The organism is Gracilibacillus sp. YIM 98692 (assembly GCF_010993965.1).
Classification (GTDB): domain Bacteria; phylum Bacillota; class Bacilli; order Bacillales; family Amphibacillaceae; genus Gracilibacillus.
This window is the reverse complement of sequence record NZ_WIXM01000002.1, coordinates 137960-161825: the sequence shown is the minus strand read 5'-3', so window position 1 is coordinate 161825 and position 23866 is coordinate 137960. Positions and strand designations below refer to the sequence as shown.

Genomic DNA, 23866 nt, shown 5'->3' with positions numbered 1-23866 from the left:
CTATTAATTTGCATTTACTTTTTCGTATAGATCTTTTAATGTTGTTTCGCTTTCTATAACATCGTTCCAAGGCTCTTTATATACAGATAACGCCTCATCCATTCTTTCACTTAATTCTTTTCTCATTTCATCATTATTAACAACATCCTGAACATGCTCGATACCTACTCTCTCTACATAGTGAGAGGTACGTTCTAAATAACTAGCATTTTCACGATAATACTGCAAGAATGCAGCTGTATATTCTAGTACTTCAGCTTGTGTTTTCACTTTTGCCAGCAGTTCTGCTTGACGTAATTCAGTACCGCCATTACCGCCAACATGTATTTCCCAAACACCATCTAAACCGACAACTCCAACGTCTTTAATACCGCCTTCTGCACAATTTCGTGGACAAGCAGATACACCCATTTTTACTTTATGCGGTGTGTTTAAGCCTTCAAATTTTTTCTCTAACTGAATACCCATTCCTGTTGAATCTTGTGTACCGAATCGACAGAATTCAGCACCAACACATGTTTTGACAGTTCGAACGGATTTGGCATATGCAGAACCAGAAGGCATTCCTAAGTCTTTCCAAACATCTGGTAAGTCTTCTTTTTTAACTCCAAGTAAATCAATTCGTTGACCACCAGTTAATTTAATCATGCCAACATCGTATTTTTCTGCCACATCTGCAATCGTACGAAGATCTTCAGCGTTCGTTACACCACCGTACATTCTTGGTACAACAGAATACGTACCATCTTTTTGAATGTTTGCGTGTAAACGCTCATTAACGAATCTGGATTCTCTTTCATCTTCGTGCTCTTTCGGATATACCATGCCAAGATAATAGTTTAGAGCAGGCTTACATTTAGAGCAGCCTTCTTCTGTCTTCCACTCAAGTACATTCATAACCTCTTTTGTATGAGTTAAGCCTTTTTCTTTGATTTCTGCGATGACTTCATCTCTAGATAAATCGGTACAAGCACAAATCGTTTCTTTTTCATTTCCTGCATACTCATCACCAAGTGTATGTGTCAACAAGTCAGACACGAGAGATTTACATGTACCACAAGAACGAGAAGCATTTGTCGCCCCTTTTATCTCTTCTACAGAAGTAAGTCCATCTGATTTAATAGCATCCACGATAGCACCTTTTGAAACCCCATTACAACCACAAATGAGCTCATCATCACTCATAGATGCTACCACATCTGCGCCATCATCAGCGCTTGATTCACTTTCTAGATATTCTTCAACATCTGCACCTTTTTTGATTAAGCTTAATAGTTTTGAACCCTCTGACGTATCGCCAAATAATACGGCACCTGTTAATTTGTCATCTTCAACTAATACTTTCTTATATGTGTTTCTCCATTCATCAAACACTTTAATAGATTTCGTGTTTTCTGTCTCATTAATTAAACCTGTTGAGAAAACATCTACACCTGATACTTTCAATTGAGTAGATAAAACAGAGCCTTTGTACCCTTGATGGTTCATACCACAAATATGCTTCGCTAATGCTTGCCCTTGTTCATATAATGGTGCTACCAAACCATACACCATTTGATCATGCTCAGCACATTCCCCAACCGCATATATATTTGGCACATTTGTTTCCATGTGGTCATTTACTACGATGCCTCGATTTACTTCAATACCTGATTCTTGAGCCATAGCAACATTTGGTTTTATACCGACAGCCATTACTACTAAATCAGCTGGAATCTTTCCACCGTCTTTAAACTTTAATCCTGTTGCACGTTTTTTACCTGTAATCTCTGCGGTTTGTTTTTCTAATAAGAAGTTCATACCTTGTTTTTCTAATTCTTGTTGTAATAATTTACCTGCTGCACGATCCAGTTGTCGTTCCATTAAGTAGTCAGCTATGTGAATGACATCGACTTCCATTCCTAAGTTCAGTAAACCACGTGCTGCTTCTAAACCTAATAAACCACCGCCGATAACAGCTGCTCGCTTATACTTTTCGGAATATTCAATCATCTTTTCGCAATCTTCGATATCACGGAATGCCGTAACACCTTCCTTATCCACTCCAGGTAATGGCAACATAAATGGATTGGATCCTGTTGCGATAATCAGCTTATCATAAGCTGTTTCTTTTCCCTTATCGGTATAAACAACCTGATTATCTTTATCAATTTTCGTTACTGTTTCACCAGGATAAAGACGAATACCATTATCTTCGTACCAATCCCACTCATTTAGCGTAATATCTTTTAATTCCGTGTCACCTTGCAACACTTTGGATAACTGTATTCTATTATAATTTGGGTAAGGCTCCTTACCAAAAACCGTAATATCAAATTGGTCAGGTAATAGTTTTAAGATTTCTTCGATGGTTCGAATACCTGCCATACCATTTCCGATTAACACAAGTTTTTGCTTTTCCATTTGTTGTCCCCCACTTTTTCCTTGGAAATTTAACTTGTTTTCATCATACAAAGGCTGGCACGGTTAATCTATGAACTTGTCATTTTATCTGACATAATTTTTCAGTTCGACAAATTACTATTCAATAAGTATGTAATAGAATATAATAACTCCATTCCTTTCCGAATTGATGATTTCTCTATCCTGCCACTATGCACATTTTTATGACTTCATAAAGAAAACTCATAGATTGACGAGCCATTGGCGAGGTCAGTGACGTAGTTGTCCTTATCATCTTCCTAAAATGGTCTACTACGTCGAGAATTCTTCCTTGCTGACTATTTTTATTTTCTGATACGGTAAAAAAAGCTGCCCCAAAAATCAGTTTACACTGATCTTATGAGACAGCCCCCTATAACTTCCACTTTATGATATGGAAGGTCTTATTAATATTTGCCACCAAAGAAATAGGCTGATCAGAATGGCCGCAAAAACGATCGCACTTTTTGCCCCATATGGTAATCGATTAGGAATAAATTTTAATGCTAGTAAAGCAATTACACCTGCAAAAAACATAAAAATAATGGCGTAAATCAACATTCCTAAAAAATTATCTACAGGCATCTCTAATGATTCTTTTATTATATTTATCACTTTTTCCACCTCGTTAATACCGTTCATTTCCCATAGTCATTCCACACAAATACTATCATACAATATTTTAATGTATATGAAACCTATTTTTCCAATTTTTTTGTCCTCGGGCATTAAAAAATGGCTACCGCAGATGCGATAGCCTCAGTTTTTTTTACGGTCGACATGTTTAACATGTTATGTATCTAATAAAGTGAGACTTCCATCAGTGGGGGACTTTATCCCCTTCTTGATGAGTTAGCGAAACTTATCAGGGTGCTAGCGTCCGTTACCCCCACTTCTACTTATTGCCAAGTCTTGAAGTGAGGGCTTACGAACTGTTGTTCACCGTGGTAAATAATTATTAGGCTTTCGACATCTAAATTATTATAACAAGCATAGTTTGTTATTATTTCAACTCTTTTATCACTGCTTCTGGCTCTTCTCCACGAAGCGCTTGCAAACAATTATTGGCTGCAAATTCTTTCATTGCTTTCCTCGTTTCTGCTGTAGCGGAACCAATATGAGGTAATGTAACAACATTGTCCATTTCTAATAAAGGATTCTTAGGGTCTATTGGCTCTTTTTCAAAAACATCTAAACCTGCTCCAGCAATTTTCTTATCTAATAACGCTTGAATCAACGCTTTTTCATCTACAACTGCTCCCCTTGATGCATTAATGAAAAAGCAAGTCTTTTTCATTTGTTCAAATGCTGCCTGATCAATTAAATGATAAGTTTCTTTTGTTAGCGGTGTCATTAGTAAAATAAAATCTGAGTTTGTTATAATATCTTGAAAAGATGCGTATGTAACACCTAATTCCTTTTCTGCTTGATCATTACGACTTCTATTATAATAAGATACGTCCATTTCAAATCCTAATGTTGCACGTTTGGCTACCTTTTCCCCAATTCTGCCAAGGCCGATAATTCCTAGTTTTTTATGGTGTACATTATGACCGAATAAAGATTGATCTATTGATGCTTGCCACTTACCGTCTTTTACATACTTGTCTAATTCAGTAATTCGACGAGCAGCTGACAGAATCAAACCAAAGATTAAATCAGCTACGGTTTCATCTAAGACATAAGGTGTATGCGTTGCCAATATTTGATGACGCTTAATGGCATCCACATCATAGTTATCATAGCCCACTGAAACATTGCTTACCACTTCTAATTGATTACCTGCTTCTAAAAGCTCATCGTCAATTTTATCTTTTCCTGTAATAAAGCCATGTTTATCTTTTATTTTTTGAAGCAGCAGCTCCCGTGGCATTTGCTCCGATGAATCCCAAGTTTCTACTTCTACTTCTTGCTCTAATAATTCTTTGATAGATTGTGGAATAAGTTCTGTTACTAATACACGTTTACCCATATATACTCTCCTTCTCTATTCTTTTTATTTATCTTAACATGTTTTCCTTCTTTATTCGAAAAATTCAGAATAAATTATTTTTATTCTCCTCCTATTGCATTATAAATGATAGTATAAAAATATAGGAGGTATATAGATGAATATAGATTATATGAAATTAGCATTGCAAATAGCATACGATAATGTAAAAAATAAAAAAGGCGGTCCCTTTGGGGCAGTTATTGTAAAAAATGGTAAAATAATTGGAAAAGGTACAAATCTTGTTACAACAACCAATGATCCTTCAGCTCATGCTGAAATAACAGCGATAAGAAATGCTTGTCAGCACTTAGAAGATTATCAATTAAAAGACTGTGACATTTACACAAGTTGTGAACCATGTCCAATGTGTCTTGGCGCCATCTATTGGGCACGCCCAAAAGCCGTATACTATTACAATACAAGAAAAGAAGCTGCGGAAATTGGCTTTGACGATCAATATATTTATGATCAGCTTGCTTTAGCCATAAATAAGAGAAGTTTACATATGAAAAAAATCGAATGCAAAACAAAATTATTACCGTTTGAACTGTGGAAAAACACAACAGATAAAATCGAGTATTAAACAAGAAAAATGCTTCCTCGTGAAGGAAGAAGCATTTTTCTCATCCTCATATTCTGCTGTTTCAACTTATAAAGCTGTCCAAAAAAAATGCTCATCCATTCGAAAATTTAAGAGACAGCCGCCCATTAGTTTTCTAACTTTCAGCACGCATATCCATAATGACACCAGCAGTTTCCTCGATGGATTTATCGGAAACATTAATGATTGGACAGTCTAACTTTTTCATTAATGCATCTGCTGTTTTTAACTCTTTTTTAATTTGGTCCATCGATGCATACTTAGATTGTGGTGGTAAACCAAGTGTTTTCAAACGTTCTGTTCGAATTTTTAAAAGGTGACTAGGATCAATCGTTAATCCAATAATCATACGATCCTCTGGTTTAAAAAGTTCCTCTGGTGCCTCCATATCAGGTAATATTGGTAAATTAGCTGTTTTAATGCCTTTATGTGCCAGAAAAATGCTTAAAGGTGTTTTAGATGTACGCGATACCCCAATTAATACGACATCTGCGAGCAACAAACCTCTTACATCTTTTCCGTCGTCATATTTGACTGCAAACTCAACAGCTTCGATACGGTTAAAATACTCTTCATCTAGTACCTGGCGCTGGCCAGGTTCTGGCTTAGGTGCATCGTTAAATGTGTCTATATAAGCTTGCATCATGGGTCCCATCACATCAACAGCCCGTAAATCATAACGAATCGCTTCTTGCTGCATTTTCGCTCTTAATTCTGGTTGCACTAACGTGTATGCAATAAAACTAGAGTTCTGCTTTACTTCATGTACAATGGATTCAATTTCTTCTTCTGATTGAATGTGACTATGCCTTTTAACTTTAACGTGATCATTTGTAAATTGTCTAATAGTAGCTTGAACAACCGCTTCTGCTGTTTCCCCCACTGCATCTGAGCAAACATATATAAATGATTCGTTATGTACCATATATAAGCTCCCCTTTGTTCTATGCTTCAGATTCTATCAACGCTTTTACTATGCTAGTTTTGGTGATTCTACCCACTACTTTTAATGCTTGTTCATTATCATGCTCCGCTTGTTTTACAACAGGTAAGCTATCTACTTGATAATGGATCATTTTCTTTGATGCCTCTATAAGTGTTTCTTCTGGTGTTGCCGTGTATATTTTCGGCTTTCTTGTCATGACTAACTGAACAGGCATAGATGCTGCTTGAGGATTTCCTAATGTCACTTTTAAAAGATCCTTCCTAGAAACAATCCCTTCTAAACAGTGATTTTCATCTACGACGATTAACGATCCTACATCTTCTATAAATAAAGAAATAACAGCATCATTTACAGTTGTTGTACCCTGTACAGTTACTGCAAATCCTTGGACATCTTTGACTAACTGATGGTGCCAAAGGTTTTGTTGTGTGGTTGCAGTCGATTTTTTTGCTAAATAATAGCCTACTTTCGGTTTTGCTTCAATGTTCCCTGTCATGACAAGCACTGCTAAGTCAGAGCGGATCGTTCCCTTGCTAACTCCAAGCATTTCAGCTATTTGTACAGCTGTAATGGGCTCATGTTTTTTTAAAATTTCCATAATATGCTGTTGTCGCTCTGTAAAATCGATCATCTTCTTCCTCCTGAATCAGGATACCAAAACATAAAAATTATTGGTTATAACGTTATCATAACATATTTTTGGGAGAGAAAATATATAGAGAGTACCAAATATGCACGTTAAAATTATCTCGTTTTAATATTTTGTTTTTTATTACACAATAGAACCAAACTGCGCAATACTGTGGGGCGAGAGTTTAAATGACGCTTCGGAAGAATGGTAGAAAGTTATGCTAAGATTACTGCGCAATTTATGGATATGGTGCAATAAAGTTTTATTTAAATCAGCAACACCCCCATGGAAAACAGCCTTATAAATAATACAACTTAATTCTAATATTTCGTATTTAAGTAAAGTTCATGTTTTCAGTTTTAAATTCTTGCGTTCGATTAAAGTAATCATAAATTACAAATAGTCAACCTTGCGTTACAATAGTGTAATAGTTGTGATTTTAGGGGGGGCTAAAAATGAAACAGAGAAAAAATTATTATGTTTTATTGTTTGTCATATTCGGTGGTTTTTTCATTTTTGGTGTATCCGAGAATATTAAAGGACCGGCATTACCTGATATGCAGCAGGATTTATCTATCACCGAAGGAAAACTAGGATTGTTATTAGCAATCAATGCATTTAGTTTTTTACTTGCCTGTACATATACTTCATGGTTGATCAGCAAGATAGGCGCTAAAACGATCAGTATTCTAACCTTTATTTTAATGGCGCTTTCAGGTGTTTTCATCTATCTCTCAACTAATTTCGTTTCCTTAGTCGGAGCCTATTTTTTACTATACTTAGGAAATGGGATGTTAGAAATTGGTTTAGCTATTATTGCGGCACGATTGTTTACAAAAAATACAGGAACTATGTTAAATCTATCTCATTTTTTCTATGGCCTCGGTTCTACTATTGCCCCCATTGTAGCAGCACAAATGATGGGATGGGAAATGTCTTCAACCGTATTAGGATGGCGTGGTATGTATATGATCATGCTTTCTTTATCTTTATTACCAATTATTCCCGTTATGCTAAGCCGATTCCCTCAAGAAGAGAGTGATGAGGAAGATAAAACTTCTTTACATAAACTAACACATGACCCGATTGCGTGGTTAATTGTTTTAGCATTAACAATGGGGGTGACTGCTGAATTAGGAATGGCTGCATGGCTTGTACATTATTTAGTGAAAGTGGATGAATGGGGATTGACTGATGCTTCTAATATGTTAGCCATCTTTTTCTTTTGTTTTATGTTAGCAAGATTATGTTTAGGTCCTGTTACAGATAAATTTGGTTATACCATATCTATCATTCTATTTTCCGGGTTTGCTGGTATCACAAGTACGCTTGCCATTTTTTTAGATGATGCTTTTGCCATTCTGTTTGCGATTGCAGGCTTAGGTATCGGTCCAATATATCCAACCATTATGGCGCTGTTAGCTAAAAGATATACAAATGGAGTCGATACTGCCATAACCTTTACGGTCACACTGATCGGGATAGGCACAGTGATAACTAATTTGCTAATTGGTTATATTATTGATTGGGTGACTTACTTATCTTTTTATCCTACATATCAACAAAGCAATCAGCTGGGGATCCAAGCAGGTTATTTTTTCATTGCAAGCACCGCATTCTTATGCATGATTGCTTGTATACTTATTTATCAAAAGTTAAAAAAACACCAACAACTGCTATAAAGGTATGAGAACGGGCAGTGCCAGATACCACCCGTTCTCCACAATTATTCATATCTGTTTATGTCTACTTCGTCTAGGATCATGTCGTTTAATTTTTCGTTAACGACTAGGGAGAAGCGATGCAATTGTTCCCGTTGTTGTTCATTTGCACTATTCATCATTTTATCAATATCTTGCACTAATTTCTCTAATTCTAAATGAGCGTTGGTATAATCTTCATTTAAATTAAAATGATTTCGATTAGACATTTGCAGCTGTTCTTCTGCTTGCTCTATAATTTGATGACCTTTTGTTAGTAAATGTTCAACAGAATCTCTTGTAGCCAATTTTATCACCTCTCTTTTATTTTTAACCAAACATATTCGTTTATCCTAGTAGGCTGAATCGAATTATTTCCAGTACTACAACAATTTGCTACAATAAGCTTATAAAGTGAAACTCAATCAGGGTGTTAGCGTCCGTTATCCCCACTCGAATTTCTTTTGTGCACTTTTGAAGTGAGGTTTTACGGACGGTTATTTACCGTGATAAAAAATTGCAAGGTGTGAAAAACATGCAAAAAATTATTCCTTATGCACATACTATACTTCGTGAAGTGGTTGATAAAGGAGAAATTGTCATTGATGCAACCTGCGGAAATGGACATGATACCTTATTTTTAAGCCAGCTAGTAGGCCATACAGGTAAAGTGTTTGGATTTGATATACAGGAACAGGCAATTAATCAAACAAAAAACCATTTGCAACATCATCAATGTCACAATGTGCAACTCATATTAGATGGACATGAACAAGTAAAACACTATGTTTCAGAGGAGATCGCAGGAGCGATCTTTAATTTAGGATATTTACCAAAAGGCGACCATTCCATCATCACAAAACCCAAAGCAACGATCCAAGCTATCCAAGCACTTATAACTTTACTAAAAAAGAAGGGGCGAATTGTTTTAGTTGTTTATCACGGGCATACTGGTGGAGCAGAAGAAAAACAAGCTTTATTGGATTATTGTACTCAGCTAGATCAACAATATTTTCAAGTTCTACAATATCAATTTATAAACCAAGTGAATAACCCTCCATTCATTTTAGCTATAGAAAAAATAAAAGAGACCAACTAAGGGTCTCTTTTTTACCATTTAGGAAAGCATAAATTATCAGCAAGGAAGTTATCCGACGTAGTGAACAATTTTAAGAATTCAGATGCTATCACACTGCTCCTAAAGGCTTGGCGCTAGCCAGTATTTCTTTAATATCTTCCTGCTAACCTGTTGTACATTTTGATATTCCAATGAAAAAATTGCGATTTTCTCCCACTTGCTTTTATAAGGCGTTTTGATGTTTGATATCCATCTTTTAATTTTTTTACTTTTGGATCTGCTAAATACAAACCAACAAGACCGTGTTGAATCATCTCATGAAAAGCTTGGTCTGGTAATTTTTTCACCTGCTGATTCGTTTGTTCTACAAAATAAACCAACCGTTGCTCTAATTCCTGTTCGTCTTTATAATAATGGCAAAAATTTAAATCGCCTTCCTCTTCATCTTCTTGTTGATCAATAAAGTAATCCAGCATAATATGTAATCCTTGCAAATATGGAAAGTAACTATCAAAAATATTTTTAGCTAAAGATTTACTCATTTGATTATTTAACCCATAAGAAACCATACAAAAGATGCCTAAAGTCGAACCTGTACAAGCTGAAAACTCATACCAGCTAAGCATCGGCCATTGTTTTTGATAATGTTGAAACCATGTTTCCAGTCTAGGTATTCTTTCTTCATGACAAACATGTTTATGTACTTGTAAATCACTATACAGTGCTTCCAACTGAAGAACATAAGGATGGATGTCCTCAAAGTTATAAATGGACCGCAATACTTTTTGGCAGGTTTGGACTAAATCCTGCAAATAATCTCCATCTGCTTGATCTTCGCGATATCGATAGTAGTTTTTCATCATATTTTCAGGTGATAAAGCGTCCTCCATCGATTGATGTAACTGCCTAAAATCTTGCGGATCTAATGACGTACTTCTATCACATAAATTATCTAAATAATCACTGATGGTTTGATAAGCCACAATAAACTGAATAGCTTCTTTCCAATTATGTCTTGCTAGAATGCTATAAACGCTTCCGCCTTGGCAGTGAAACTTCTTTGCTTGAATACTTGCTAATGCTTGTGTTCTCAATTCTTGATTTGGAATAGCCTGTGCTCTCTTTTTCCAATAAGCTAACTCTTTATTTACTTGGGGGAATATTTTTTGATACACATTTTTCATTAAAATTGGAGCATTCGTTGGGATTTTTACAGACAATCTTGTTCCCTCACTTCTCTCAAATATTCAATTTATCTAAATTTATGATATCATATTATTATCATGATAATAGGAGGTTATCACATTGATTTGCGATTATAAAGGAAAAACTCCCAGCATCGATCAAAACGCATTTATTGCAAAAGATGCTGTCATTACTGGTGATGTCGAAATAGGTCCATTTACTAGTATATGGTTTAAAACTGTCATTCGAGGAGACGTAGCACCAGTAAAAATTGGTGCACATTCTAATGTGCAGGATTTGTCTCTTTTACATCAAAGTCCTGAGCTTCCGTTAATCATTGAGGATAAGGTAACGATAGGGCATCAAGTGACCTTGCATTCCTCTATCATAAGAAAAAATGCCCTGATTGGTATGGGATCTATCATTTTGGATGGTGCAGAAATCGGTGAAGGTGCATTCATAGGTGCAGGAAGTCTTGTACCACCGGGCAAAAAAATACCTCCAAATACTTTGGCGTTTGGTAGTCCTGTTAAAGTTATACGAGAACTAACCGATAAAGATAAAGAAGAAATGAAACGGATTCAATTAGATTATGTCAAAAAAGGACAATATTACAAAGAAAAAACATCTTCATCTACTGATGAAAGCATATAAAGAGTTGGTCCGATTTCGGAGGTTTACCTATGTTAATTTTCCTTTTTAGTATATCTTTCATAATGGTCTTTTTTCTTTTGTATTATTACAAGCTATATCAAAGGAAAATTTTACGATATGCTGCCATGTTTTACCTTTATTTATTTATCACCATAGGAGTTTTATTAGTAAGCTTCATACTTTCGAACTTGAACATCCAATGGGTCTATGCTGAGGAAGAAAACAAATATATCATTACTTATCACGACTCTCAAGCAAAGCAATTAATCCCAAAAGTACCTTTGAAAGCAAACAATCAAGCCCCATCCATTCAACAATATCCTGAATTACCGCGTGGATGTGAAGTCACTTCTTTAGCGATGTTATTACAATTTCATGGACTAGAAATCGATAAATTAACTTTGGCTGATCAAATAAAAAAAGATACCACATCCTATCAAGAAAAAAACGGAGAAATTTATTTTGGCAACCCTAATAAAGGTTTCGTCGGGAGTATGTTTTCTCTTGATGAACCTGGATATGGCGTTTATCATGAGCCTTTATATCAATTAACAAAAGATTATATGGGGAATAGTGCTAAGGATTTAACAAGTCAACCGTTTACCGAAGTTATGGAATTTATTGCTAATAAGCAACCTGTTGTTATTATTACTAATATCACCTATAAACCATTAGAGGAGGAACAGTTTCAAACATGGCAAACGCCTCAAGGACCTGTTGAAATTACCCATAAGCAACATGCCGTTTTAGTGACTGGGTATGATTCCTCATATATCTATTTTAATGATCCTTATGATGGCAAAGCAAAAAAAGCTCCCAAACAACCATTTATTGCTGCCTGGGAGCAAATGGGCAAGCAAGCTATTACCGTCCATTAAGACGAAGGTAGCTTGCTTTTTGCTTGATCTTCTATTTGCAATTCGTTCATATCATATTTGTTTTCCATATAAACTTGATGCCAAATCATAAACATAAAAACTGTCCACAATTTCCTGCTATTGTCCGCTCTATCTGCGCAATGATCCTCCAACAATTGATAAATGACCTCTTTATTTAATAAATGGTCTGTCTCACTTTCTTGAATTAATTGCTTTGCCCAACTATTTAATTCCTTTTTGAGCCAATATCTAATTGGCACTGGAAAGCCTAGTTTTTTACGATCTAGGACATGATCTGGTACTACACCTCTTGCAGCTTTTCTTAAAATATCTTTTGTAGTTCCATTAGCAATTTTCATATCGACTGGTATTTCTCTAGCCACATCAAACACTTCTTTATCTAAAAATGGTACACGTAATTCTAATGAATGGGCCATCGTCATCTTATCCGCCTTTAGTAAAATATCTCCGCGCAGCCATGTTTGGATATCGATATACTGCATTTGATTTACTAATGGGTCATTGATCACACGGTCATAAAAAGGTGACGTAATATGTTGATAAGAAGCATTTGGATTATATTTTTGTAATAAATCTATTTTCTCCTTCTCTTCTAAAATTTTCGCATTTCCAATATAACGATCTCTCAATGGAGTTGTACCGCGTTCTAAGAAGCTTTTTCCTTTTACCCCTTCTGGTAAAACCTGTGCAACTCGAGCTAGTAAATCTTTTGCAGGAGTTGGAATCGAATCAAAAACTTTTAAAGACTCCGGCTCTCTATAAATGTTATAACCACCAAATAATTCATCTGATCCTTCCCCAGACAATACCACAGTAACATGTTTTTTCGCTTCTCTTGCTACAAAATACAATGGCACACAAGCCGGATCTGCCAACGGGTCATCTAAGTGCCAAATGATTTTAGGGAGTTTGGCCACATATTCTTCTGGTGAAATCATATACGATATATTTTCCACACCAAGTCTTTCAGCTGTCTCTTTGGCAACATCAACTTCCGAATACCCTTCTTGCTCAAAACCAACAGAGAAAGTTTTAATATCTGGATGATATTGTTTTGCCATTGCCACAATTAATGATGAATCAATCCCTCCAGATAAAAAAGAACCGACTGGAACATCACTGCGCATGTGTACCTTTACAGAATCAAACATTACTTCTCGTATCCTTTTCACCCAATAGCTTTCCTTTCGTTGAATAGGGTGAAAAGTTGCATGGAAATAGCGATGGAATTGGAAATCTTCCCCTTGCTTTTTCACAAAATAATGCCCTGGTTCTATCTTTTTGATCGATTGATGCATTGTATTTGGTTCTGGTACATATTGAAAGCTTAAATATTGTTGCAGTGATTCTGCATCCACGCTTTCTCCATCTAATGCTAATAAACTCTTTTTCTCAGAAGTAAAATAGGTACCTTCCTCTGCTTCTTTATAGAAAAAAGGCTTAATTCCAAATGGATCTCTTGCGCCATACAGGCTTTCATTTGTTTTATCCCATATTAAAATCGCAAACATACCTCTAAGTTGCTTAAATGCATCTACTCCATATTCCTGAAACATTGCTAATATCACTTCTGTATCAGAGTCCGTTGTAAAGGAATAGCCATTTGCTTGTAATTGATTTTTCAACTCTAAATAATTGTATATTTCTCCATTAAACACCATCCAATATTGTTCATCATTATAGGTGAATGGTTGATGTCCACTTTCGATATCAATAATACTTAAACGACGAAACCCAAATAACACATCCTCATCTTCATAATACCCTTCATCATCAGGTCCTCTATGATAGATGGCTGCATTTCTATTTTCAAACTGTTCCCTCTGTTGCTTTTGCCAATAATTCTTCTCATTCTTTAATATCCCGATAAATCCACACATGTTATGTTCCCTCTTTCAATTTTTTCTTTCTATATATTCGACGAATAACTGTTGTCTAAGTTACGTCTTATCATCATTTATTATACCATTTTAAAAACCAAGCACCTATCCGTACTTGGTCTTAAATTTACATATCATGCTTTATGAATTAGCTAAATATGCCTTTAATTGCTCTACCTTATCTGTTTTTTCCCAAGGGAATGCTTCATCTGTTCTGCCGAAATGTCCATATGCTGCTGTGTTACGATAAATAGGTCTTCTTAAATCAAGCATTTTAATAATCCCAGCAGGTCGAAGGTCAAACAAATGACGGACTGCATTCACTAATTCTTCTTCTGTATATTTTCCTGTACCGAATGTATTAATCGAGATAGACACTGGCTGTGCCACACCAATGGCATAGGCAAATTGTACTTCACACGCTTCTGCTAGACCTGCTGCGACAATATTTTTTGCCACATATCGTGCTGCATACGCTGCGGAACGGTCTACTTTGGTTGCATCCTTGCCACTAAATGCGCCACCGCCATGACGAGCATATCCGCCATAGGTATCAACAATAAGTTTTCTTCCTGTTAACCCTGCATCCCCTTGTGGGCCACCGATCACAAATCTTCCTGTTGGATTAATGAAATATTTTGTATTCTGTAATAAGTCCTTAGGTACAATAGGCTGAATCACATGTTCTTTAACATCTTTTTGAATTTGTTCTAACTTAATATCCTGATGATGCTGCGTCGAAATGACGATAGTATCAATACGTACTGGCTTGTTATTTTCATCATACTCAACCGTCACTTGTGTTTTCCCATCTGGTCGCAGATAGCCGAGCGTGCCATTTTTTCTTACATCAGACAATCGCTTTGAAAGCTTATGTGCTAAACTGATCGGTAAAGGCATCAATTCAGGGGTTTCATTATTAGCATAACCGAACATTAACCCTTGATCCCCTGCACCTATGGCTTCTAACTCGTCTTCTGTCATTTGCCCTTCTCTTGCTTCCAATGCTGTGTTTACTCCTCCAGCAATATCTGCTGATTGTTCATCAATAGCAGTTAATACACCGCATGTTTCTGCATCAAATCCGTATTTTGCTCTTGTATAACCTATCTCTTTAATCGTGTTACGGACAATTTTCGGTATATCTACATATGTAGAAGTGGTAATTTCACCAGCCACTAAAACTAAACCAGTCGTCACGGTTGTTTCACATGCTACTCTTGCGTTTGGATCATTTTTAACAATTTCATCTAGTATTGCGTCAGATATCTGGTCACAAATTTTATCCGGATGTCCTTCTGTAACCGATTCTGATGTGAATAAACGTCTATTTTGAGTCATTTTATTTCTTTCCTCCCTTAAAACCTACCATAAAAAAGCTATACAACTCTATTTATCACGGGGAACAATCGTCCGTAAGCCCCCCTACTTCTTCGCTTGATAAAAAAAGGATAAGTGGGGGATAACGAACGCTAGCACCCTGATAAGTTTCTCTAATCATCAGTCGGGGATGAAGAAAACCCCATTGATGGAAGTCTCATTTTATCACGTCAATTTAACGAATAATTTTATCTTATAAAAAAATATCATCATGTTCAACTATACAATGTTTATCGGAAAATTGCACGAGTTAATTTCAGTATTGTTCATTTTCGACCATGCTCATTATATGTATGTTATCCAATTCATACCAGAAAGTCAACGAGAGCATATATACAACAAAAAAATAGCTAACCCTTTTAGATTAGCTATATGTCGGGGATAGATGTTTTTGTATATACTCCATGCTATACGCTAATACTTTATCTTTCATAATAAAGCTGTACGCTTTATTGGATAGAATGTTTTCTGGTATTGCATCAAGTAAGATAGGCCCTTCTGTTTCAAAGTAAGTGTCTTGTTCTTCCAGCTTCTCAATGGTGGCAAAATAAATATTTTTAGCTAATTTTCCACCTTTTCCTGATACAAAATATTGACCAATATAGGTGATTTGTTCAATAATTCCTCCTGTTTCTTCAAGTACTTCACGAATAGCTGCTTCTTTCGGAGTTTCTCCTGGTTCCACCTTTCCACCTGGAAACTCTATACCTCTATTACGGTGGTGTGTTAACAACCATTGTGACCGATAACGACATATTACCCATACATGCTTAGGGTTTTTGTCAAAAGGTTGTTTTTCAAAATCTAATTGTACTTTATTGTTGTAATAATCATAAAATGTTTTCATAATACCATACTACCTTTTACGGCTGTTAATTGCGAATATTTGCTATGATCCATGAGCCATCTATATTTTGAAATTCGATTATAATAGTATAAGGACCGTATAAGTCCGTTTGGTTTGTTTGTTTTATTTCTACTGTTTTTTTATCTTTTACTATTTTCTCATATTCTTGATCTTTTTGAAACCATGGAGGGGTTTCTGTTGGTATAATATATAAGCCGTCTGCCTTTTCTTCATAATAATAATCGATATATGGTTCTGCCGATTCCCTTTTAACATAGGGATCGAAAGCATCTAATAATGCTTCTTTTGTATCATAATGCTTAACGCGATAATTGTCATCTGTCTCTTGTACGAGCAGCTCCATAAATTGATCTGTCAATCGTACTATCGTCTCATGAGATAAGGCTTCTGCCTTTTCGTTTTCAGCTGCTTGTCCCACACCTTCCCATTCCACTTTTTCGCTAACCGCTGCTTTTTGTATTTGTTCCGTATGCGTTCCAGTTGCATATGTTGTATTTATCTGTTTAGTCACAATGATAGTAAAGGCTATAAGTACTAGAATGGTTATCAGGATATACATTTTCCTCATAAGGATTCTCCCTCCATTTCTCCTATAGATCTATTCCTCTTTTATTCTCACCTTAAACATCTTTATATATTGGACGTTTCTACATTACTTTTTGTTTCACTTTTTTTCCACATTCATACTACTTTCCATAGCTTTTTTTGTTTCTGCATCTGCTAATTGATAAATCATTTGCATCACTTCTTGTATGCCGCGGTCATAATCATCATTTTGTGTATCATGATGATAGGGAACAAATGGGATATGCGCACGGACAAAAGTTCCGATTTCCGCATCGTGCATCTCATTAAATTTCTCTCTGAGGTTAAACACTTCCTCGTCTGTTGCATGAATCACAATATGATCATTATTTCCGTAGGGTATTTGTGAAATTTCTTGTGTTCCAATATTTACATAGTATTTTTTCTTCTCCATACGTCCTCACTCCTTCACGATAGTGTATGTTTTTACAATAATTTAATGTATTCAAAGCTCCATAATATGTTGGAAATAGGACAATAATTCATTCATCAGAAGGCTTCTTGTGGTGGTTTCCATATAAAAAAAGCTCTTTATTCTGTAACTGTAAAACAGAATAAAGAGCTTTTGATTAGGAAGTATAGGCGTGTTGTTGTTTTGATTCCTCTACAGCTTCTTTAATTAAGCATCGTCCACGTCCGTGAGGTATACACATTGGTGTTCCGAACATTGGGTCATACATCACATCACATTTCATTTGAAAAACGTCATGGACTAAACCGCAATTTATAATTTCTTCTGGTCTGCCTTGCGCATAAACTTTCTTATTTTTAATAGCTACAATGTGATGAGCATATCGACATGCTAAATTCAAATCATGCAGAACCATCACGATCGTGCTTTTTCGCTTTTCATTTAATTCAAATAACAAGTCTAATATTTCGATTTGATGCGTCATATCTAAATAAGTAGTCGGTTCATCTAATAAAATCGTGTCCGTTCCTTGTGCAAGCGTCATAGCAATCCATGCACGCTGACGCTGCCCTCCAGATAGAGAATCCACTGCTCGATTTTTTAGATCAACCATATTGGTTGCTTGCAATGCTTCATTCACCGCTTCTTCGTCCTCTTTTGACCATCTTTTAAACATCGTCTTATATGGATGTCTTCCTTGTTTCACCAAGTCTTCAACGGTTAAACCTTCTGGACTAACTGGGCTTTGCGGTAAAATAGCTAATTGTTTTGCTACTTCCTTAGTTGGAACCTTCGCAATATCTTCCCCATTTAGCACAACATCTCCTTGCTTCGGCTTTAATAATCGTGCTAGTGAACGTAAAAGCGTTGATTTTCCACAACCGTTTCCACCTATAAATACTGTTATTTCCCCTTTAGGAATAGTGATATCTAATTCATCTATAATGACTTCGTCCCCGTAACCAAGCGTTAAATCTTTGGTGACCAATGTTTCCATTCGGAACCTCTCCCTTAAATCACACTTTTTGACGCAATACATACACTATATATTTACGATCCTTTTTTTTCACCTGGGTCCAGTTTATTTGTTTTTTTGGCAAAAGTCAATGACTTTGATAATCACTTTCAATAAATTCTCACATTTTCTTAACGTCTCTTTTCTCATTAAATATAGGGGTTGTTTAAAAATAATTATAAAACACATTCTCAATTAGGCATTACACACAAAACCCTAATAAATACGAATAATGAATAAAGAAATCACCTCTACACTCTGGTAGTGGTGATGATATACTTATTTTTATGAAGCAAATTTTTATTGAAATCACTTTATCACATCACGGTGAACAATCGTCGTAAGACCTCCACTTTAAGACTTAAAATAATGAAAGAAGTAGTAATTAAGCGGGGGATAACGGACGCTAGCACCCTGATAAGTTTTGCTAACTCATCAAGAAGGGGGTGAAGAACCCCCACTGATGGAAGTCTCTCCTTATCGATTGGTTAAATCTCTCCACCCTCGATAGCTATGGTAAGTAATACCTTTAAAACCAATCGCCTTTAAGTCTTTGTAATAATCTCTTACTAAGGCAAGTTCTTCTTCCATTTCGAGATTCGTTTTGTTATCAAAGCTTACATAATCTAAATAATGAGGGTTTAGTTCAACCCCAATCTCTACTTTCGGCGAATCCGCATATAACACTTCATTTTCAGACAGAGAAGTGATGCTATTGGATCCTAACGCAGTATTTCGATAAGCCATCACCGTTACATAATCATTCATATCAATCATTTTTTGATAAAAGTGAGGATAATATGGCTCCACACTTGGCCCATCCGTCCAAAAAGGCAAATCAGTACCTACAGTAAATCCAAACTCCTTCGCATACTCAATATATTCTTGTGCGGCGTTAACCCATTGTTGTACAGCATCTGCACGATCCTGATCCCATTCATCCAGTACATGCGGTTCAATATCAAAATGAATCCCAATGAATTTTCCATCAGCTGGAGCATTTTCGTTATACTCTCTCACTAAATCGATTCGATGTTTCCCATCCGAAACATTAGCTTCAAGACCCCATTTAGGAGCTCCCATTAAGGCATGGACTTTCATCCCATTTTCTGTCGCCTTTTGGATGAAATAAGGATAGCTTTCTTTAATTAGCGGATTAAAATGCAAGTAAAGATTATCAACGTGGTGTTGGACTAAAAAGTTAATGGTTTCATCAGGCGTTTCAGAGATGGCGGTACGATCCCAGATCCAGACATTCTTTTCCGTTTTATATTCATTTCCTGTATTTTCTTCTTCTGAATCTTCTACAATTGTTCTAGATAAAAATACAGCGAAATGTTTTCTTGATAGCTTTTCATTAGAACGGAAAGTACCATCTTGATATCCAGTAGTGATCCCATTTGCAGCTAATTTGGATACGATATCGTGGGCCCAGTGACTATCACTTATATCCGTGAATTCTCCATTATAATTACCTTCAAGTTCATAAGCTTTAACTAAGATAGATGCCATTTGCCCTCTTGTTAAGTTACCTCTGGGGTCGAACGTACCATCTGGTTTACCTTTGATAAAGCCTAATTCAACTGCTTTAGCAACAGCCTTAAATTCCCTATCTCCTGGAGATATATCTTTAAATTCTGGGTCTGGTGCATTACTATTCTCTACATCTACCCCCATCTCACGTAAAATCATATTCACCGCATGAATTCGTAATATGTCATTCTCTGGTTTAAAAGTTCCATCTGGATAACCATTAATGATTCCTAGATCTACCAATTTCGAAATATGGTCAGAATATTGATTTACATCAGGGAATTTTTTTGCGGCTTCTCCATGCTGAGGTAAAAACGAGATAGCTAATAAAAAGGCACAGAGCAATAAAAGCAATTTCTTAATTACATATTCTCCTCTCTATGTTTTTATACCCTTATTCTATCTATAATGTCGAATCCCTTTCAAATATTTGATATTTTGTCTAATTTTACATATTTTTGTTTAAGCATATCACGATGGTAAATAGCATATTTGATTAAAACAGAGCAAGGGTGTGGTAAATCCTTGCTCTAACAACAAACTATTAGATTTTCTCTCACTTTTATTGCTCCATTTCTACATCATGGGTGATCTATGTTCATCTCCTCATTAGAAGGAAAAGAAATATCTAAAATGTCACCAAAGTGTATCCATTTGCTATTGTTTTTGGAACTTAACTGTATTTCACCACGCTCTGGCGCTGTTTTCTGTATTTTTCCAATCATGTATTTATCTTGATACAGATGAAAAAGGTGAACCTTAACGATGCAGTTCTGCTCCATTGCATCCGAAATCATTTGTGACAATAAATCCATCTGTTGTTCATCCAGAGTAGGTTTTGATTTTTGATTCAGCTCTTTTTGGTGGCGTTGAAGTACCTGTTTATGTTCGGGTAACATCATACGGCTCGACTCCCATAATAAATTGGATCCAGGCGTTAGTTTATTAGGTCTCATGTTAACACCTCCTCTTTCAAGGTTATTTATAATGACCGCCAATTTTGGCAGCTCGATTAAATGCTTGACCTGATTTAGTCAAAGAAGAAGCTCGCACAATAGCTGTTTGGCCATATTTAGAACGAATGCGGTCCATTGCTTGACTCAACCCTTCTTTTCTTAAAGAAAAATCAAAAAGGCTTAATTGATAAGAGTCTGCAGGCTGAAGTTGAGATAATGTGATACTAACACTACGGATCGGCAAACCATCCCAGTGTGCACAAAATAATGTAAAAGCAGCTTTAAAAATATCCATTCCAAAATCAGTAGATGAGGTTAATTTCATTTGACGGTGAAAGCCGGTAGGATGCTTAAAATCCGCCCCCCTTACCCCCACCGATACCGTGCTTCCCCTATAATTTTTAGATCGCACACGCTGTGCTACTTCCTCACTTAGTTCCAACAAAATAACCTTTATTTCCTCCATTTTTTCATAATCCCTTGGCAAAGTGGTTTGATGTCCAATCGCCTTTTGGTGTTCATGGGTATTCACTGTTACAGGGGCATGATCAATACCATTAGCGGTCTGCCATAAGACTTCTCCATTAACCCCCCACCGTTTTTTAAGAATATGAACAGGAAATTGGGCTAAATGGCCAATTTTTTGAATGCCCATCCGTTCTAAGTGATGTTCCATTCGCCTTCCAACACCAAACATTTTACCAATGGGCAGAGACCACATTTTTTCTTTCATGTTTGTATCATCTAACTGGAAAATTCCCTCTCGATTTTTCTTCGCAAAAGCATCACAAGCTATTTTCGCCAATGATTTATTAGGACCAATGCCAACCCGGCTATATACACCCGTTCCTTCCATAATCGCCTTTTGGAGATTTCGGGCAATGGTAATGGGATCACCAAATAATCGTTGACTGCCCGTTACGTCCATAAACTGCTCATCAATTGAAAAAACCTCCACAAGATCTGTGAATTGCTCTAATATTCGTGTAATTTGGTAGGAAACTTCAATATATCGCTCCATACGCGGTTGAACAATCACTGCCTTTGGACATTTTATTTGTGCTTCCCATAGTGTCTCTGCTGTTTGCACACCAAGTTTCTTAGCCAATGGACAAGCGGCTAAGATAATGCCGCTTCTCCTTTTGGGGTCACCTGCTACAATTACAGGTTTATCTTGCAGGTGTGGGTGATCCGCTTTTTCTACGGAAGCATAGAATGAAAGCATATCTGCTAAAAAAATGACTTTTTTCATTATCATACTCTCCTAAACAAAAAAGAACATGTATTCGTATATATATATTATATACGAATACATGTTCCCTATACAATAGGAGTTACTTGTATTTGACAACATTACTACCAGTAAATAATGGATAACGTGTCAGATATTTATTTATAAACCTTAGAGCCCAAGCCTAACGATATAAAAAAGCATAAAGACACTGCTTCCATCATGCCTTTTATCCTCACCCCCCCATTTGTAAATGTACCACTCTCTTTAATCAATGAGTTACCATTTATGCTAGATATCCTCGTATTATGAGATTATATATCATCCTGCAGCCAATCCTTTAACTTATGTCGCTGCAGCTTATTAGTCGCATTACGCGGCAAAGCATCAACAACAAAAAAGGACTTAGGCACCTTAAAACTTGCTAAATGTGTGCTGCAGTAATCCTGCAATGATTCTATCTCTAAATCAGCTCCTGCCACAATAAAAGCAACAGGAACTTTTCCCCATGTGACATCTTCTTTTCCCACAATGCCAGCTTCTTGTATACCAGGGTAAGAGAGCAACACTTCTTCAACTTCCGCTGGATAAATATTTTCTCCACCAGAAATAATTAAATCACTTCTTCTATCCACAACATATAAAAAACCTTCCTTATCTATATATCCTAAATCTCCTGTTATAAGCCATCCATTTTGAAAAGCTTGTTGATTCGCATCTTCTCTTTTATAGTAGCCATTTGTCACCATTGGTCCTTTTACCATGATATCGCCAATTTCATTACACGCTAATGGTTTTCCGTTACGACAAACTTGTAAAGAAGCTTGAAATAAAGGTTTTCCTGCTGAACCGATTTTCTTCCACGCATCTGTTGCACTCAGTGTAGAAATTTGAGAAGAAGTTTCTGTCATGCCGTATGTCTGAACAACCGGCACATCCACAGCTTTTGCTTGTTGTAACAGTGACTTTGGTGCAGGGCCTCCTCCAAGCAACATACAACGAAACGCTTTAGGATAGCGAGAGTCGCCAAGTGTATCTAACAATCGTTTACAAGTAACCGCAACAACAGATACAATCGTTACCTCGTGATCCATGATCGCTTGATGCACTTTCGACTCATCAAACTTCTCTAACAAATAGACAGGCATCCCATAAATAAGACTTTTCATGATAATAGACAACCCACCAATATGGAAAAGCGGCAAACAAGCGAGCCATTTATCATTTGGCAAAAGGCCTAAATTTAAAGAAGAAGCAATCGCACTAGACCAATGATTTTCGTAGGTGTGCATGACTGCTTTAGGAGTACCCGTTGTTCCAGAAGTAAACATCATAGAACAAATATCATCAAGATAAATTAATTTATGAAGGGAACCTGGCTCTTCCTTTTTTTCCTCTACCATGGCAAACGACTCCACAGCTATGTCTTTCACTCCTTCTACTGCATCCATTCCTTTTGAAAAACATCTTTTAGAAGTTAACATAAATCCCACGTCTGCTGTCAGACACTGTTTCTGTAATTCAGAAGGGGAAAGTCTTGTATTTAAAAAAGCGACAGGTATACGTAGATAAGTGCATGCTAGAAATGCCGTCACCATATCTATCGAATTTTCGGATAAAATTGCAATGTGAGGTCTTTGATCTGTTAATGAGATCCCTGCCAATTTCTTAGCAAAAGCATGCACGTGCTGTTGCAGCTGATAAAAAGTCCAGGAACGATGATCTGGTGTTTCTATAGCGATATCATTTGGTGTTAAAGCTGCTCTTTTATCTAACCAATGCTCCATTGTTTGATTCATATTTTCACCTGCTTTTGGCCATAGTTGAAAATAAATTTATTAACTTAATTATCAGTCCTTACTTAGATGAGAGGTAAATCGACGCTGAGGAAAGACACT

At 36.2% G+C, this 23866-nt stretch carries 22 protein-coding genes; 5 read left to right on the top strand and 17 right to left on the bottom strand.

The features are described from left to right. Positions 1 to 3 precede the first annotated feature (3 nt). From nirB to GHD00_RS02965, 3 genes are all read right to left on the bottom strand, one after another. Entirely contained in the window at positions 4 to 2403 is a 2400-nt protein-coding gene (nirB, locus tag GHD00_RS02975) for a nitrite reductase large subunit NirB (RefSeq protein ID WP_163536621.1), read from the bottom strand. Positions 2404 to 2808: 405 nt separating this feature from the next. Beyond that, positions 2809 to 3063 (bottom strand): hypothetical protein, encoded by a 255-nt coding sequence (locus GHD00_RS02970; protein ID WP_240468579.1) that lies wholly within the window; start codon positions 3061 to 3063, stop codon positions 2809 to 2811. A gap of 361 nt (positions 3064 to 3424) precedes the next feature. After that, positions 3425 to 4393, bottom strand: coding sequence for a 2-hydroxyacid dehydrogenase (locus GHD00_RS02965; protein WP_163536620.1), 969 nt, complete (start codon positions 4391 to 4393; stop codon positions 3425 to 3427). A gap of 136 nt (positions 4394 to 4529) precedes the next feature. Here GHD00_RS02965 and GHD00_RS02960 point away from each other — a divergent pair, with 136 nt between their 5' ends. Next, positions 4530 to 4997, top strand: a complete 468-nt coding sequence (locus GHD00_RS02960) for a nucleoside deaminase (protein ID WP_163536619.1) — start codon at positions 4530 to 4532, stop codon at positions 4995 to 4997. A 133-nt stretch (positions 4998 to 5130) separates the two neighbouring features. Here GHD00_RS02960 and GHD00_RS02955 read toward each other — a convergent pair whose 3' ends face one another. Beyond that, the gene (locus GHD00_RS02955; protein ID WP_163536618.1) at positions 5131 to 5940 is read right to left on the bottom strand and encodes a pyruvate, water dikinase regulatory protein; all 810 of its coding nucleotides are present in this window, start codon (positions 5938 to 5940) and stop codon (positions 5131 to 5133) included. Between the two features lie 19 nt (positions 5941 to 5959). Beyond that, on the bottom strand, positions 5960 to 6592 hold the full coding sequence (locus GHD00_RS02950) for a helix-turn-helix transcriptional regulator (RefSeq protein ID WP_163536617.1): 633 nt from the start codon (positions 6590 to 6592) through the stop codon (positions 5960 to 5962). A 455-nt stretch (positions 6593 to 7047) separates the two neighbouring features. Between GHD00_RS02950 and GHD00_RS02945 the strand changes: the two genes are divergently transcribed. Beyond that, positions 7048 to 8274 carry an MFS transporter gene (locus GHD00_RS02945; protein WP_163536616.1) on the top strand — a complete coding sequence of 409 codons (1227 nt, stop codon included), beginning with the start codon at positions 7048 to 7050 and terminating at the stop codon, positions 8272 to 8274. Between the two features lie 44 nt (positions 8275 to 8318). On the opposite strand, the gene GHD00_RS02940 is transcribed toward GHD00_RS02945, so the two are convergent. Continuing rightward, a complete protein-coding gene (locus GHD00_RS02940) occupies positions 8319 to 8609 on the bottom strand; it encodes a DUF2524 family protein (protein WP_240468589.1) in 291 nt (96 codons plus the stop codon). Positions 8610 to 8827: 218 nt separating this feature from the next. Between GHD00_RS02940 and mnmM the strand changes: the two genes are divergently transcribed. Further along, positions 8828 to 9391, top strand: a complete 564-nt coding sequence (gene mnmM / locus GHD00_RS02935; protein WP_163536614.1) for a tRNA 5-(aminomethyl)-2-thiouridylate-methyltransferase MnmM — start codon at positions 8828 to 8830, stop codon at positions 9389 to 9391. Between the two features lie 128 nt (positions 9392 to 9519). On the opposite strand, the gene GHD00_RS02930 is transcribed toward mnmM, so the two are convergent. Further along, complete coding sequence (locus GHD00_RS02930) at positions 9520 to 10590, bottom strand: tetraprenyl-beta-curcumene synthase family protein (RefSeq protein ID WP_276208248.1); 1071 nt, start codon at positions 10588 to 10590, stop codon at positions 9520 to 9522. 85 nt (positions 10591 to 10675) lie between these two features. Between GHD00_RS02930 and GHD00_RS02925 the strand changes: the two genes are divergently transcribed. Both GHD00_RS02925 and GHD00_RS02920 read left to right on the top strand, forming a co-directional pair. Then, positions 10676 to 11209, top strand: coding sequence for a gamma carbonic anhydrase (locus GHD00_RS02925; protein WP_163536613.1), 534 nt, complete (start codon positions 10676 to 10678; stop codon positions 11207 to 11209). A 29-nt stretch (positions 11210 to 11238) separates the two neighbouring features. Continuing rightward, entirely contained in the window at positions 11239 to 12087 is an 849-nt protein-coding gene (locus GHD00_RS02920) for a C39 family peptidase (RefSeq protein WP_163536612.1), read from the top strand. Here the strand turns inward: GHD00_RS02920 and asnB are convergent. From asnB to GHD00_RS02870, 10 genes are all read right to left on the bottom strand, one after another. Next, positions 12084 to 13988: an asparagine synthase (glutamine-hydrolyzing) gene (gene asnB / locus GHD00_RS02915; protein ID WP_163536611.1), complete on the bottom strand. Its 1905-nt coding sequence runs from the start codon at positions 13986 to 13988 to the stop codon at positions 12084 to 12086. The genes GHD00_RS02920 and asnB overlap by 4 nt on opposite strands. 141 nt (positions 13989 to 14129) lie before the next feature. Next, the gene (gene metK, locus GHD00_RS02910; protein WP_163536610.1) at positions 14130 to 15329 is read right to left on the bottom strand and encodes a methionine adenosyltransferase; all 1200 of its coding nucleotides are present in this window, start codon (positions 15327 to 15329) and stop codon (positions 14130 to 14132) included. Between the two features lie 403 nt (positions 15330 to 15732). After that, positions 15733 to 16215, bottom strand: a complete 483-nt coding sequence (ytkD, locus tag GHD00_RS02905; RefSeq protein ID WP_163536609.1) for an RNA deprotection pyrophosphohydrolase — start codon at positions 16213 to 16215, stop codon at positions 15733 to 15735. A gap of 25 nt (positions 16216 to 16240) precedes the next feature. Continuing rightward, entirely contained in the window at positions 16241 to 16804 is a 564-nt protein-coding gene (locus tag GHD00_RS02900; protein WP_163536608.1) for a hypothetical protein, read from the bottom strand. A gap of 96 nt (positions 16805 to 16900) precedes the next feature. Further along, positions 16901 to 17215: a hydrolase gene (locus GHD00_RS02895; protein ID WP_163536607.1), complete on the bottom strand. Its 315-nt coding sequence runs from the start codon at positions 17213 to 17215 to the stop codon at positions 16901 to 16903. Positions 17216 to 17390: 175 nt separating this feature from the next. Next, positions 17391 to 18230 (bottom strand): ABC transporter ATP-binding protein, encoded by an 840-nt coding sequence (locus GHD00_RS02890; protein WP_163536606.1) that lies wholly within the window; start codon positions 18228 to 18230, stop codon positions 17391 to 17393. A gap of 495 nt (positions 18231 to 18725) precedes the next feature. After that, complete coding sequence (locus GHD00_RS02885) at positions 18726 to 20135, bottom strand: S-layer homology domain-containing protein (protein ID WP_163536605.1); 1410 nt, start codon at positions 20133 to 20135, stop codon at positions 18726 to 18728. A 227-nt stretch (positions 20136 to 20362) separates the two neighbouring features. Next, on the bottom strand, positions 20363 to 20737 hold the full coding sequence (locus tag GHD00_RS02880; RefSeq protein ID WP_163536604.1) for a YolD-like family protein: 375 nt from the start codon (positions 20735 to 20737) through the stop codon (positions 20363 to 20365). A gap of 22 nt (positions 20738 to 20759) precedes the next feature. Continuing rightward, on the bottom strand, positions 20760 to 21992 hold the full coding sequence (locus GHD00_RS02875; RefSeq protein WP_481810374.1) for a DNA polymerase IV: 1233 nt from the start codon (positions 21990 to 21992) through the stop codon (positions 20760 to 20762). 290 nt (positions 21993 to 22282) lie between these two features. After that, positions 22283 to 23767, bottom strand: coding sequence for an o-succinylbenzoate--CoA ligase (locus GHD00_RS02870; protein WP_163536602.1), 1485 nt, complete (start codon positions 23765 to 23767; stop codon positions 22283 to 22285). Positions 23768 to 23866: the final 99 nt, after the last annotated feature.